Here is an 11,536-nt window from a genome sequence, read left to right as displayed (position 1 = left end):
ACGGGGGAGAGATGGAAGCGCGGCTCAGCCGCGCGTGCGTAGCGCCGCCGGCGGTTCAGCCGTCCACCATGCCGGACCGCCTTGTGCGTAGGTCGGCGGGAACAGGCCGTCGTCCACGGGGCGCTGCATCAGCGCGTCGCGATAGGAAACGGTGATGGCCTGCGGGCCCTTGCCGACGCTGCCGGTGTACCAGGCGGTGATGATGGCCAGCGCTGCTGGCCGTGCATCGCCCGCCGCCGCCAGCAGCGCTTCAGGGCCTTGTACCTGTTGTGCCTTCGCCGCGAGTGTCGGGAACTGGGCGTGCATGTCGGGATGCAGCTTGGCGAATGCGGCTTCGATGCGCCCGGCGGTTGCCGGATCAAGATCGGACTTGCCCGTCAGTGCCTGCGAGAGCTGCAGAAAGCGCCCGTCCGCCTGCTTCGCAGGGGCGGCACTGGCAGCGGGCGCTGGTGCCTTGCCACTGCAGGCAGCCAGCAGCGAAGCCGAGCCGACCGCCAGCAGGAAGGTTCTGCGCGTCAGGCCTTGCCCACTCCCTTCCAATCCCTCGGGAACACTCATGATGTGGACTCCTGATGCGTCACGTCTTCGGCTGCCCCTGACCGCGACGCGGGGGGCACCTACGCGGGCAACTTTAACGCACCTGAACGTCTTCGCGGAGTGAGCAGGAAGAGCCACACAGCGGCCAACGACCCTTCTTGCCGGCACCAGCAGAGGCAGATTTCAGCCGGTGCGCCGCCGCCCCCGTCACATCCGCACAACGCCGTCAACGCTAGAAACAAGGGGTTTCCTACTCTGGAGAGTGGCCATGCGGGTACTGCTGCTGTGTGCCGTGGCGACGATGGCATTGTCGGCCTGCAACCAACGCGAACCGACCGATAAGGCACAACATGCCGACGCGGTTCGGCAAAACCCGCCAGCGGCCAGCGCGCCGACGCGCAACGTGCCCGGCGGCGGCAGCGGCACCGCCGCTTCCGAAGACCAGACCTCGGGGCCAGAGCCCGTACGCGGGAACGAAGCCGCGCCGCCGTCACCAGCCAAGCGCTAGGCGCGGCCAGCCGCGGAGCCCCCGCTCCGGGGCGCCCGCGGAACAAGCGAATCTACTGGGCCCTTTCAAGCACGATGCGGACGAACGGTATCCAGTCATCGCCGACCCGATGCTCCCATTCGCCGGTCAGCAGCTGCCGGTCGCTACTGAACGTGCCGGCGAACCGCTGGGACTGGCCCTGGATGGTGTACCTGCCGCCATCAAGTCGTGAAGTGAAATCGCTGGTGCCACCATCAGCATCGTAGCTGCGACTGAAGAAACCATCGGCTACTACATCAACGCCGATGATCTCCGTGGAGCGCACACGCTGACCGTCCATCATCGCGTCGACCTCATGCACCAGGAAGTGACCATTGGGCATCCATGTGTAGATATCCGATGCAAACGACACCCCGCCCGTGCTGCCGTCAGGTTTCAGCGCGATGAGGGTCGTCTTCCATGCTCCGGCAAGAACGTCCAGCCGGCGGTGGTGTCCGCTGTGGAAGGTTGCTTGTGTCACGGCAACTCCGTACTGGGTGAGGTCGAGAGACCGATGCTCCGCGCAGCCATGGTCTTCCCTGCCCCGAGCGTTCCGGCAAAGATGAGAATGTGACCAGCGCAGTGGCTGCTATTGGGCGGAAATGTAATCACAACGCTGCGGCATGGGGTTGAACCAGGGCGCTCAGCAACTCCATGCCGGTGGCACTGGTGGACGCACCGCCGCCCTCGCGCTGGGCGAAACCGGTCCAGTCCGCACTGGCCACCCGCCTCAACTCTGTCGGTTCTACCGGCAGCCAACGCATGGGCCAGAAAGGCAGGCGTCTCTGCCCCACCCTGCCCCGCTGCAGTTCGATCAGGCCACTGTGGCTGCTGGCACCCAGTACCCGGGAATATGCCACCTGCAGGCCATCGTCCGGGCCTTCCATGTATTGCAGAAAGCGCCCGCCATCGAACAGCAGGACGCCGGTGACGCCGGCATCACGGTTGAAACGTGCTGCGTCATCCACGATTTCGCACAGCCTGCCCCCGGTCTGGCCGAGCCGGCTGGCGGCAATATCCACAGCGGCCTCGCTGGTATACACAACGGCTCTGATGGGCACGTTCGACCTCCCCACAGTGGGCTCTCGACCGTACCAGAAGGTCGGTTGAGGCAGCTCAGAGGCTCAGCGTGAAACAAAACAATTCAGTGAAATGTGAAAATGAACCCGAACAGGATTCACGCCATGCACTGCTGCCCCATGGCATGAAAAAGGTCTGCCCCCGAGATCGACTTCATGCCTGACACCGGACTCTTCTACATCTTTTCAGTGGACTATGCGACCGATGCGCGAGGCTGCATCGATCAGGTCACCTCTCTCGCCTTCCGCTGCAACCAGTGCCGCCACGTGTCCCGCGCCGACGCGGAACTGAAGCGGATGACGGGGGGCACGCTGCTGACCTGCGGAAAATGCGGGGCGCACCAGGCCGTCAGCAATGCGCGCCTGGTGGATGGCGAACATCTGGCGGCAACCGGCCAATCTGCCGCAGCGGCCGACCAACGCTGAGCTCAGTTCCGATGCGCGCCCAGTGCACGGCGTGAGGGAGATGCATGCATCTGCGCACTCGATGCGCATCCGCCGTTCACTGCATCTACCCCGCGCCCCAACACCGGCCGGGATAGCCTCGTCGCTCCTGACCCCGCTGGAGCGCACCATGGCTATCAAGACCGCTGAAGACCTTTTCATCCACGAACTGTCCGACATCTACAGTGCCGAGAAGCAGCTGACCAAGGCCCTGCCGCGCCTCGCCCGGGCCTCAGAGAACCCCGCACTTGCCGCCGCGTTCGAGACCCACCTGGAAGAGACCCAGGGCCAGATCGAGCGCATCGACCAGGTGGTGGAAGTGCTTGGCATCCGCTTGAAGCGGATCAAGTGCGCGGCGATGGAAGGGCTGGTGGAAGAAGGCAAGGAAGTCATCGAGAGCATTGACAAGGGACCGGTGCGTGATGCCGCCCTGATTGGGGGCGCGCAGAAGGTCGAGCATTACGAAATCGCTTCCTACGGCACCATCGCCGCGCTGGCCAAGCAGCTCGGATACAAGGAGGCTTTGCCGCTGCTGCTGGAAACGCTGGAAGAAGAAAAGGCCACGGACGAGAAGCTGACCCTGCTGGCCAAGAGCGGCGGCAACGCCAAGGCCGCCCAGGCCGCATGATCGCAGGTGCACCGCAGATCAGCCTGCGCGTCGCTCCCCAAGGGGGCAGCGCGCTCCTGCACGAAGATGACGCATGAATCCTGATCTAATTGGATGGGCCGCCACAGCCGTACTGATGGCCACGCTGGTCCGGCAGATGGTCAAGCAATGGCACTCGCCTCACCCGGACACCGTCTCGAAGTGGCTTTTCATCGGGCAGATGACCGCGTCTACGCTGTTCACGATCTACAGCGCGCTGCTGGGCGCCACCGTGTTCGTGGTCACCAACCTGCTGGTGCTGGCAACCGCGCTGATCGGACAGGTACTGGCGTGGCGCCGCAGCCGTGCAACGGCTTCGAGCTCATCCGGATGAAGCACGCCGCCTTGATTGTTGACGTCGCCTCTACGCTGGCTTGATGCGGGTGCTCACGCGTTGACGTTTACCGTTGTCGTGCCCCCGCACGACGCGGCCCAATGAATCAGGAAATGTCATGTGTCAGGCGGCGCCGGCGCGCTGATCCGTGCTGCCGGAAACGGACAGGCAGTGGCGGCCTGACACCTCGGAGCCCGTCATGGAACAGCCCACCGCTCTGCTCATCATCGATCTTTTCAGCCTGTTCGACTTTCCGCAGGGGCGGCAACTGGCTCCGTACGCGGTACACGCAGCACAGCGCACCGCCCGCCTGCGTTCTGCATTCGACACGCAGCGGTGGCCGGTGATCTACGCCAATGACAACTTCGGCAACTGGCAGCGCGACTTCCCGCAGCTGGTCGAGGCCTGCCGGCAGAAGGGCGGAGCCCCGGCGCAGATCGTCGAGTACCTTGCCCCCAGCGAGGAACACTACTTCATCCTCAAGCCGAAGCATTCCGCCTTCCTCGCCACGCCGCTGGCGGTGCTTCTGGCCAAGCTCGGCGCCAGGCGGTTGGTGTTGGCCGGCATGGCACTGGACTCGTGCGTGCTGGCCACTGCCATCGATGCCAACTCGCGCGAGTACGCGACGGTGGTCGCACGGGAAGCGGTCGCCGCCCTGCCCGACCGCCGCCGTCCCGCCCTGCAGACCCTTCAGCGATCGGGCGCCGTCGAAATACTCAGCAACCGCCAGATCATCGCGTCGCTGTCATCCAAGCGCTCACATCAACGCACGGGCCTGGTACCACCGCGCTGAACCGAGCCTCTCGCGAGGGAGCGCTTCTTCGCCGCTGGCCGCGGCGTCCGAGCGCGATAATCGACCTGGCATACCGGACAGTAGAAGGTGCGCCGATGGGTGGTCCCCATATAGACCTTGCTGACCGGACCACCACAACGGGGACATGTCCGCCGGGTGTGCACCTGCCAGTGCTTTTTCAGCTCGAACCCGCGCTTCCATTGCAGGAAGTCGAAACTGTATTCGCGGGCCTGCCTGACCAGTTCGGCAAGCTTGCGCGGCGGAACATCGCCTACATGGTTGGCCGGATGGACCCGGATGCGGAACAGCACCTCGTTCTTGATGATGTTGCCCACACCGGAGAACAGTGTCTGGTCCAGCAGGGCATCGCAGACCAGGACATCGGGCATCGACTTCAGGCGACGACGGGCAAGCCGGGGGTCCCACAGGTCGCTCATCACGTCGGCACGCCAGTCGTAGACCTCGTCCAACGGCTGATCGATCAGCTTCACCGAGCAGGTGTAGAAGTTCAGCTCGCCGTTGTCAAAGCGCAGCGATACCCGCGCTGGCGTCTCCTTGCGCTCGTCGATGCGCCAGCTGCCGAACATCATCAGGTGGATGCGCAGAGTGACGTGGCTGAACTCCAGCAGGAAATGCTTGCCCCAGCTGCGCACGGCCCGCACCCGGCGTCCCTGCAGGCAAGCCAGGTCGAGCGTGCTGTTGCCACTGACGCTGCGAACGGTCTTTCCCTTGAACCTGGCGGCGGCCTCGCGCAGCAGCACGATGGAAGGACCTTCAGGCATTGGCGTGCTCCAGCATCGACTGCAGTTGCAGTGCATTGGGCACGGCGTGGCCGTGCGCCGTGTTGTCAAGGATGATCCACGCCTCCCCCGCCTGGGCGGCCTGTAGTGCGGCGGCCGCCAGACTGGAAAGTTCCGGTTGCTGGTAGGCGCTGTAGTACATGCGCGGCTGCCCGTGCCACCGCCAATAGCTCCAGTGCCTGGCTCCGCCCGGCTGATCAGCCCCTGCAACCGGGGCGGGATCGGCCGCCACCCGAGCAATGCCGTGGTCATCCAGCAGCGCGTCGGCCTTGTCGTCGAACCAGCTCGGGTGGCGTGGTTCGCAGGCGACCTGCACGGCGCTGCGACGGCGCAGCGCCCGGAAGAAGGCCGAGGCCGTGCGGCCATCGTAGGCCAGGCTTGGCGGCAGCTGCAGCAACAGGGCGCCCAGCCGATCCCCCAGATGTGCCACCGCGTGCAGGAACGTGTCGAGCAACGGCGCAGCACCGCGCAGGCGCGCGTCATGGGAAATGGCCTGGGGCATCTTCACCGAGAAACGGAAACCGTGCGGCACGCTGGCCGCCCAGCGCGCATACGTGGCGGGCTGATGTGGCCTGTAGAACGACGAATTGATCTCCACGATCGGAAAGCGCGATGCATAGCGCTGCAGCGCGCTGTCTCCCGCAGCGAATGCGTGGGCGGTGTCTGTGGGCAGCGACCAGCCTGCGCAACCGACGGCAACCGGGTGGCCCGGTCGCGGTTTACGGAGTTCACGTGCCATGGCGCTACGGTGGCGACAGGCCCGTAGCAACATGGTGAACACGCGTTGGCAGCGGCGTGAAGCCCACGCTGCCAGGCGTGGCGGGCCTACTGCTGGCAGGTTGCCGTGGATCGCCCATCGCTGCTCAGAGGCTGGCGTTGACCATGGCGCCTGCCGGTTGCTGTGGCACCGGCATGGAATGCCCGTTGCGCGGTGCAACGCGTTCGTGGGTGGCGGCCAGTACCTGGTTCACCCGATGGAGCGTGCCACGGCCACCTGGCTCGATACCGATGATGTAGACGAAGCGGCCGTCACAGCGCGACTGCGCCGATTCAAGCCCCTCCGTTTCAGCAATCACGCGCTTCAGTGCCTTCTCCCAGGCCCTGCCGGGGGGCGATGCCAGCTCCACCACCACCGCGGTTTCCCCGCAGTCCAGCGGCATCACCTCCACGCGCAGAATGCGCGGCGCCCTGGTGGTCTCGGTGCTACCCATTTCCAGTCCTCCTCGGCCAATGACGGCGGAAGTATCCACGTCCGGCGCCAAGGCGCCGTCAAGAATGGATGGCCGTTGCGTGCAGGCACAGCGGGAGCTCTGACGGCACGCCGTCCGGGCCGGCGCGGCGCCCTCGCGGCAGGCGCCAAACACGCCGCCACCATCATGGTGTCAGCACGATCTTCCTGCATTCGTCATCCTTCGCATCGAACATCGCATAGCCTTGTGCCGCGTCCGCCAAGCGCATCCGGTGGGAGATGATGTTGCCCGGGTCCAGCCTGCCCTCGACGATCGCGGTCAGCAGCTCCGGCATCAGGCCTTGGACGTGGGTCTGGCCCATCTTGAAGGTCAGGCCCTTGTCGAAGGCATCACCGAGCAGGAATCCGTGGATGAAACCCGCATAGACGCCGGGAATGCTGACCACTCCACCACGGCGGGCGGCGGCGATGCACTGACGGATCGCGACCCCGCTGCTGCCTTCCAGTTTGACAGCGGTCAGCGCGCTTTCCAGTGCACTGCCCTCCGCTTCAAAGCCGACCGCCTCGATGCAGGCGTCCACGCCGCGACCGCTGGTCTGACCGACGATGTAGTCGGCCGGATCATCCACCTTGCTGAAATCAATCGGCGTCACGGCGTAGGTGCGCTGGGCGAATTCCAGGCGATAGGCAAGATGATCGACCATGAAGATCGTCTGGGCGCCCAGCAGGCGGCAGCACGCCGCGCTCATCAGGCCTACCGGGCCTGCGCCGAAGATCGCGACGGTCGAGCCAGGCTTCACCCCGGCATTGAGTGCCGCCTGGTAGCCCGTCGGCAGGATGTCGGACAGGAACAGCACCTGCTCGTCGGCGACGCCGTCGGGGATGCGCAACGGGCCGACGTTGGCTTTGGGCACCCGCACGAACTCGGCCTGGCCACCGGCCACACCGCCGTACAGGTGGCTGTATCCGAACAGCGCTGCCGGCGGCAGCATGCCCTTGGCGTTCATTGCCGCGCCCTTTCCCGGGTTGGTGGTCTCGCAGGCTGCGTACTCCGCCAGGCGGCAGTGGAAGCAGTCGCCACAGGCGATCACGAACGGAATGACCACCCTGTCGCCGGGGCGAACCTGGGTGACACCCGCGCCCACCTCTTCCACCACGCCCATGAACTCATGGCCGAGCACGTCTCCGCTGTGGAGGTCAGGGATCTTGCCTCGGTACAGATGCAGATCCGATCCACAGATGGCCGTGGCGGTCACCCGCAGAATGAGGTCGTCGTCGGCGGCGAGCACGGGGTCGGGAACGGTTTCCACGCGTACGTCCTTGCGGCCGTGATAGGTCAGTGCCTGCATCATCTGTCTCCTGCCGTTGCGGAGCGTCCAGAGTCACACGCGTCGCGCCCGCGGGCGGTGACTGTCCGGTGTGCGTCCCGTCCATATCAACGCAACGCCACGTCAAGCACCGGGCTCCTCACATCCATCAGGCAGATCGTTCACGGTCGTTTCGACGTCTTGCGCGCAGGCTCTGCCGCGGCATGTAGGCAAGCGGAGCAAGAGCATGTGGAAACGCAATGGTCTATCACTGGTGTTGCTGGCGCTCATGCTGCTGTTCCTGGGGGGACAGGTGGCCGCGGGACTGCAGGTCCACAACGAGGAACTGCTGCAGCATGGCAGGACGCCGCTGGATCTGTGGCAGTACCTGCGCAGCGGTCACTTCATGAGCGCCACGTTCGAGAACTGGGAAAGCGAATTCCTGCAGATGGGCATGTACGTGCTGTTGACCGTCTCCCTGCGTCAACGGGGCTCTGCCGAGTCGCGCCCGATCGACCCGGCACAGGAACAGGAGCGCGTGGAAGACGGCCCTACGCCCTGGCCGGTGCGACGTGGCGGAGTGTGGAAGGCGGTGTACGGCCACTCGCTGGCCATCGCGTTCGGGCTGATGTTCCTGCTCAGCCTCATCCTGCACGCCATCGGCAGCTGGCGCTCGCAATGCGTTGAGCAGCAATTGCAGGGTCTGCCGGCACCGGGCTTCCTTGAGCATGTGTTGGGCAGCACGTTCTGGTTCGAGTCGATGCAGAACTGGCAGAGTGAATTCCTGGCCGTACTGTCACTGGTGGTACTGACCATCTTCCTGCGGCAGAAAGACTCGCCGCAGTCCAAACCGGTGCAGGCCCCGCATTCGCAGACCGGCGACTGAGCCGGCCAGGCACCGATCAGCCGGTGCCAGTCAACTGACAGACGACAGGGGCGCCCTGCTGTTCCAGCGTCAGCCCGGCAAGATAGTCGGCGAAACCGCCGCGGGCCCGTCCAAGCAGGCGGGCGCTGGTGGTCACGACCGGGGCCCCGGCCCAGCGCACGCTGGCTCCCGCCGCCGCCAGCCGATGTACCAGGTCCACGTCTTCGCCACAACCCAGCGCGGCGAAACCGCCGACAGCACGGTAAGCCTGCGCCGAGACACCCAGGTTGGCGCCGTGCACCCGCCCATGGCCATCGCCCCAGCGCTCGCTGCGCCGGAACAGCCTGCGCAGATGCCGGCTGCGGCGGCCGCTGGCGGCCACGTCCACCACGCCACAGAACGCATCGCTGCGGCCATCCAGCTGCGCGGCTAGCCACTGCGGCGGCACGGTGCCGTCGGCGTCGGTGCTCGCCAGCCACCGCGCCCCCTGCTGCAGCAGCCGTGCAGCTGCAGCAGCGCGGGCAGCGCCGACACAACGCGCCTGCAGGTCGATGGTTTCCACCTGCAGCTCCCTGCAGATGACCGCCGTCGAATCACTGCAGGCATCCAGTGCCACTACGATGCGCACCTCGCGTCCGTTCAGGCCAGGGTGCCGGGCCGCCCTCTGCAATGAGCGCAGGCAGCTGCCGATCGTGGCGGCCTCGTTGTGCGCGGGCACCAGCACGCCGATCATCGCAGCGCCTCTTCCCGGGCCAGCGACAGCGGACGGCGCGTCCAGCCTTGCAGTACGAAATCGGCATCGCGGTAGCAGAACGCTTCCTGCAGTCCCCGCCCGAGGTGCTGGTGAACCAGTGCCGTGGCGCTGGCGCGTCCCGGGAAGGCAGGCAGCCAGTGGCAAGCAACAAGCAGCCCCTCATCCTTCAGCGCCGCGTGGATGCCGCTGCGCAGCGCGGGCAGTGCCTCCGGTGCAAGGTAATAGCCCATTTCACCGCAGACGATCAGGTCGAAGCGCCCGGCGGGCCATTGTTGCGGATGGCTGGCGCAGTGCACCTGGACATGCGGCAGGTGGGCCAGGTTGCGGCGCGCCTGGAAGGTGGCACGGGGGCTGATGTCAGTGGCGAGCAGGCGTTCGCAGCGGGGCGCCAGCGCTTCAGTCAGCACCCCGTTGGAGCAGCCCAGCTCCCAGCCGCGGCTGAACCTGGCACGCGGCAGGCTTGCGAGCAGCAACGCGCGTTTGCGTTGTTCGTACCACCGGCTGCGGTAGCCGAAGGGATCTTCAGCGGCATGCAGCTGGTCGAAATAGGGTTGCGCACTCATGCCAGGAATACCTCGTTTTTCCGGGAGAATCGGGCAAGGATGTGGGCTGGCAGGATTGGCTCCGCGCGCAGGCGGGGGACGGTCCCGATCTGGGTGCGGAAGCGGGCGATGGCCCGTGCCTTGCGATCAACGGCGTTGGAGATGTCCAGCACTTTCGGCGCCTCCCACGCCATGTGTGCGTGCGCAGGCTCCAGCCAATGCCAGCCCCACACGGGGTATTCCAGGCGCGCGCAGCCTGCCGCGTGAGCCGCACGACACGCGGCCCGGCCTGCGGCCTCGTGATCGGGGTGGCCATCGAACCGCCATGGCGCAAGCACCAGGTCGCCGTCGCGCAGAGTGCGCTGCAACCAGCCTTCCAGTTCCAGTTCGTGTGCGCTCACCGCGCCATCGTCGATGCCGAGATGGCAGATCGCCTCGGCGCCGATCGCCAGCTCGGCCAGTGCCGCGCGCAGTTCTTCGCGGCGCGCGTTGCGAAGACGTTGGGGCGTCCACCAGCGCTCGTCCGGATAACAAGCCTCGCCATCGGTCACGGCAACGACCTGCACCGCCACACCACGCTCGACGGCACCACACAGCAATCCGCCACACCCGAGGATCTCGTCGTCGGGATGGGGCGCCACCACGACGATCCGGGCGGCCTCTCCGCACAGGTCCGCCAAGCCGATGCTGGGCTGCTTCCACAGCCAGTCGCACTGCTGCCATGCGTGCTCGTTCGACCCGGTGCCGTGGATGGTGGCTACAGGCTCCACGGTCCCTCCTGCAGTGCCCGTTGTGCGCCCAGCCAGGCCCAGTCCTTGTCTGCATGGCTCTGCCGCAGAAAGACGGTCAGATCCGCCCATCGCTGCGCGTGCGTGGCCTCCATGCACATGGGGGCCGGCCCCAAGGCACGGCCTGCAAGGTCAAGCACCTCGCTGGCGGCACGTTCCACGACGCTGCGGACACGGACAACGTCCTCGCGGTGTGGCAGATCAGGTGCCTGATCGATCTTCACTGCCAACTCGCGCAGGAGCGCCGCCGCCGGCGCCAATGCCAGGTCCACCTTGCCCAGCAGCCGCGCACGCAGGCCCTCGGCGCAGGCCGCTTGCATGCGTTCGGCCAATGCGGTGGCAGCGCCGAACCAGACGGCCGCGATGCCTGCACCGCCATGCCAGAAGCCGGGCCGCTGCAGGTAGGCATCGCGCTTCCCCACCGCCTCGGCCAGCGCAGCGTTGAAACGAACGGTGGTGGAGCGGATTCCGGCCATGCCTACTGCTGGCCACGGATCGGCGTCCAGCGACTGCCAATCCGCAGCGGCAACGCTGTACAGCTGCACTGCATCGGGCAAGCGAACCGTCACCAGGGCGGCATCGACGAACATGCTGCCCGAACACCATGGCTTGTCGCCATGCAGGCGGTTGAACGCATCGGCGCGCACGGTGCAGGCAGGGCCCTCGGCCGCCCACACCGCCCATAGCGTGCCGTCGGCCGGTGCCGGTGCACCCAGGTCGTGCAGGATGGCGGCGGCATCGTAGTGGGCTTCGAGAACCTTCGCCAGGCACAGGTCCTCAGCGCCCAGCCGGGCCAGCGCGCGCCATCGCTGCAACGTGTTGCCGGCGCCAGGCTGTGGCAGCGCAGGCTGCAGCAACAGCGCGTGGCGGGCCCGGTCGGCGAGTGCGGGGGTGCAAACGGTTGCGGGGATGGAAACGGTATCAAGCATGTC

General features: G+C 66.3%; 17 protein-coding genes. 6 read left to right on the top strand and 11 right to left on the bottom strand.

What is annotated here, in order from left to right; translation table 11 throughout:
• Window positions 1–24: 24 nt before the first annotated feature.
• Window positions 25–558, bottom strand: coding sequence for a sugar dehydrogenase complex small subunit (locus tag MRBLST15_RS02430; RefSeq protein ID WP_367785060.1), 534 nt, complete (start codon window positions 556–558; stop codon window positions 25–27).
• 247 nt (window positions 559–805) lie between these two features.
• Between MRBLST15_RS02430 and MRBLST15_RS02425 the strand changes: the two genes are divergently transcribed.
• A complete protein-coding gene (locus MRBLST15_RS02425) occupies window positions 806–1,045 on the top strand; it encodes a hypothetical protein (RefSeq protein WP_265951848.1) in 240 nt (79 codons plus the stop codon).
• 52 nt (window positions 1,046–1,097) lie between these two features.
• On the opposite strand, the gene MRBLST15_RS02420 is transcribed toward MRBLST15_RS02425, so the two are convergent.
• Together MRBLST15_RS02420 and MRBLST15_RS02415 are read right to left on the bottom strand one after the other, a co-directional pair.
• Window positions 1,098–1,544, bottom strand: coding sequence for a hypothetical protein (locus MRBLST15_RS02420; RefSeq protein WP_265951849.1), 447 nt, complete (start codon window positions 1,542–1,544; stop codon window positions 1,098–1,100).
• 127 nt (window positions 1,545–1,671) lie between these two features.
• A complete protein-coding gene (locus tag MRBLST15_RS02415) occupies window positions 1,672–2,124 on the bottom strand; it encodes a BLUF domain-containing protein (protein WP_312704071.1) in 453 nt (150 codons plus the stop codon).
• A 174-nt stretch (window positions 2,125–2,298) separates the two neighbouring features.
• Here MRBLST15_RS02415 and MRBLST15_RS02410 point away from each other — a divergent pair, with 174 nt between their 5' ends.
• From MRBLST15_RS02410 to MRBLST15_RS02395, 4 genes are all read left to right on the top strand, one after another.
• Window positions 2,299–2,568 carry a hypothetical protein gene (locus MRBLST15_RS02410; protein ID WP_265951852.1) on the top strand — a complete coding sequence of 90 codons (270 nt, stop codon included), beginning with the start codon at window positions 2,299–2,301 and terminating at the stop codon, window positions 2,566–2,568.
• A gap of 148 nt (window positions 2,569–2,716) precedes the next feature.
• Window positions 2,717–3,214 (top strand): ferritin-like domain-containing protein, encoded by a 498-nt coding sequence (locus MRBLST15_RS02405; protein WP_265951863.1) that lies wholly within the window; start codon window positions 2,717–2,719, stop codon window positions 3,212–3,214.
• Window positions 3,215–3,287: 73 nt separating this feature from the next.
• On the top strand, window positions 3,288–3,566 hold the full coding sequence (locus tag MRBLST15_RS02400; RefSeq protein ID WP_265951854.1) for a hypothetical protein: 279 nt from the start codon (window positions 3,288–3,290) through the stop codon (window positions 3,564–3,566).
• Window positions 3,567–3,765: 199 nt separating this feature from the next.
• The gene (locus MRBLST15_RS02395) at window positions 3,766–4,359 is read left to right on the top strand and encodes a cysteine hydrolase family protein (RefSeq protein WP_367785056.1); all 594 of its coding nucleotides are present in this window, start codon (window positions 3,766–3,768) and stop codon (window positions 4,357–4,359) included.
• Here the strand turns inward: MRBLST15_RS02395 and MRBLST15_RS02390 are convergent.
• From MRBLST15_RS02390 to MRBLST15_RS02375, 4 genes are all read right to left on the bottom strand, one after another.
• Complete coding sequence (locus MRBLST15_RS02390) at window positions 4,329–5,141, bottom strand: DNA-formamidopyrimidine glycosylase family protein (RefSeq protein ID WP_265951856.1); 813 nt, start codon at window positions 5,139–5,141, stop codon at window positions 4,329–4,331. The genes MRBLST15_RS02395 and MRBLST15_RS02390 overlap by 31 nt on opposite strands.
• Window positions 5,134–5,898, bottom strand: coding sequence for a DUF72 domain-containing protein (locus tag MRBLST15_RS02385; RefSeq protein WP_367785053.1), 765 nt, complete (start codon window positions 5,896–5,898; stop codon window positions 5,134–5,136). The genes MRBLST15_RS02390 and MRBLST15_RS02385 overlap by 8 nt, the downstream gene beginning before the upstream one ends.
• A 124-nt stretch (window positions 5,899–6,022) precedes the next feature.
• Window positions 6,023–6,370: a hypothetical protein gene (locus MRBLST15_RS02380; RefSeq protein WP_265951859.1), complete on the bottom strand. Its 348-nt coding sequence runs from the start codon at window positions 6,368–6,370 to the stop codon at window positions 6,023–6,025.
• Between the two features lie 163 nt (window positions 6,371–6,533).
• Window positions 6,534–7,697: a zinc-dependent alcohol dehydrogenase gene (locus tag MRBLST15_RS02375; RefSeq protein WP_367785051.1), complete on the bottom strand. Its 1,164-nt coding sequence runs from the start codon at window positions 7,695–7,697 to the stop codon at window positions 6,534–6,536.
• Between the two features lie 205 nt (window positions 7,698–7,902).
• Here MRBLST15_RS02375 and MRBLST15_RS02370 point away from each other — a divergent pair, with 205 nt between their 5' ends.
• Window positions 7,903–8,541, top strand: a complete 639-nt coding sequence (locus MRBLST15_RS02370; protein ID WP_367785049.1) for a DUF6766 family protein — start codon at window positions 7,903–7,905, stop codon at window positions 8,539–8,541.
• Between the two features lie 16 nt (window positions 8,542–8,557).
• On the opposite strand, the gene MRBLST15_RS02365 is transcribed toward MRBLST15_RS02370, so the two are convergent.
• Genes MRBLST15_RS02365 through MRBLST15_RS02350 form a run of 4 tightly spaced genes read right to left on the bottom strand, consistent with a single transcriptional unit; the run spans window position 8,558 to window position 11,533 of the window.
• Entirely contained in the window at window positions 8,558–9,253 is a 696-nt protein-coding gene (locus tag MRBLST15_RS02365) for a glycosyltransferase (protein ID WP_367785047.1), read from the bottom strand.
• The gene (locus tag MRBLST15_RS02360) at window positions 9,250–9,837 is read right to left on the bottom strand and encodes a class I SAM-dependent DNA methyltransferase (RefSeq protein WP_312704066.1); all 588 of its coding nucleotides are present in this window, start codon (window positions 9,835–9,837) and stop codon (window positions 9,250–9,252) included. The genes MRBLST15_RS02365 and MRBLST15_RS02360 overlap by 4 nt, the downstream gene beginning before the upstream one ends.
• The gene (locus tag MRBLST15_RS02355) at window positions 9,834–10,586 is read right to left on the bottom strand and encodes a PIG-L deacetylase family protein (RefSeq protein ID WP_265952468.1); all 753 of its coding nucleotides are present in this window, start codon (window positions 10,584–10,586) and stop codon (window positions 9,834–9,836) included. The genes MRBLST15_RS02360 and MRBLST15_RS02355 overlap by 4 nt, the downstream gene beginning before the upstream one ends.
• A complete protein-coding gene (locus MRBLST15_RS02350; RefSeq protein WP_265952467.1) occupies window positions 10,574–11,533 on the bottom strand; it encodes an acyl-CoA dehydrogenase in 960 nt (319 codons plus the stop codon). The genes MRBLST15_RS02355 and MRBLST15_RS02350 overlap by 13 nt, the downstream gene beginning before the upstream one ends.
• Window positions 11,534–11,536: the final 3 nt, after the last annotated feature.

The organism is Stenotrophomonas sp. LST15-1-1.1, from assembly GCF_040815575.1.
Lineage (GTDB): Bacteria > Pseudomonadota > Gammaproteobacteria > Xanthomonadales > Xanthomonadaceae > Stenotrophomonas > Stenotrophomonas lactitubi_B.
The sequence above is the reverse complement of the archived record's forward strand: the minus strand, read 5'-3'. Positions and strand labels throughout refer to the sequence as shown.

Coding starts and splice junctions, on each gene's coding strand:
- MRBLST15_RS02430 (WP_367785060.1), bottom strand. CDS start 558: ATGAGTGTTCCCGAGGGATTGGAAGGGAGTGGGCAAGGCCTGACGCGC.
- MRBLST15_RS02425 (WP_265951848.1), top strand. CDS start 806: ATGCGGGTACTGCTGCTGTGTGCCGTGGCGACGATGGCATTGTCGGCC.
- MRBLST15_RS02410 (WP_265951852.1), top strand. CDS start 2,299: ATGCCTGACACCGGACTCTTCTACATCTTTTCAGTGGACTATGCGACC.
- MRBLST15_RS02405 (WP_265951863.1), top strand. CDS start 2,717: ATGGCTATCAAGACCGCTGAAGACCTTTTCATCCACGAACTGTCCGAC.
- MRBLST15_RS02400 (WP_265951854.1), top strand. CDS start 3,288: ATGAATCCTGATCTAATTGGATGGGCCGCCACAGCCGTACTGATGGCC.
- MRBLST15_RS02395 (WP_367785056.1), top strand. CDS start 3,766: ATGGAACAGCCCACCGCTCTGCTCATCATCGATCTTTTCAGCCTGTTC.
- MRBLST15_RS02390 (WP_265951856.1), bottom strand. CDS start 5,141: ATGCCTGAAGGTCCTTCCATCGTGCTGCTGCGCGAGGCCGCCGCCAGG.
- MRBLST15_RS02385 (WP_367785053.1), bottom strand. CDS start 5,898: ATGGCACGTGAACTCCGTAAACCGCGACCGGGCCACCCGGTTGCCGTC.
- MRBLST15_RS02380 (WP_265951859.1), bottom strand. CDS start 6,370: ATGGGTAGCACCGAGACCACCAGGGCGCCGCGCATTCTGCGCGTGGAG.
- MRBLST15_RS02375 (WP_367785051.1), bottom strand. CDS start 7,697: ATGCAGGCACTGACCTATCACGGCCGCAAGGACGTACGCGTGGAAACC.
- MRBLST15_RS02370 (WP_367785049.1), top strand. CDS start 7,903: ATGTGGAAACGCAATGGTCTATCACTGGTGTTGCTGGCGCTCATGCTG.
- MRBLST15_RS02365 (WP_367785047.1), bottom strand. CDS start 9,253: ATGATCGGCGTGCTGGTGCCCGCGCACAACGAGGCCGCCACGATCGGC.
- MRBLST15_RS02360 (WP_312704066.1), bottom strand. CDS start 9,837: ATGAGTGCGCAACCCTATTTCGACCAGCTGCATGCCGCTGAAGATCCC.
- MRBLST15_RS02350 (WP_265952467.1), bottom strand. CDS start 11,533: ATGCTTGATACCGTTTCCATCCCCGCAACCGTTTGCACCCCCGCACTC.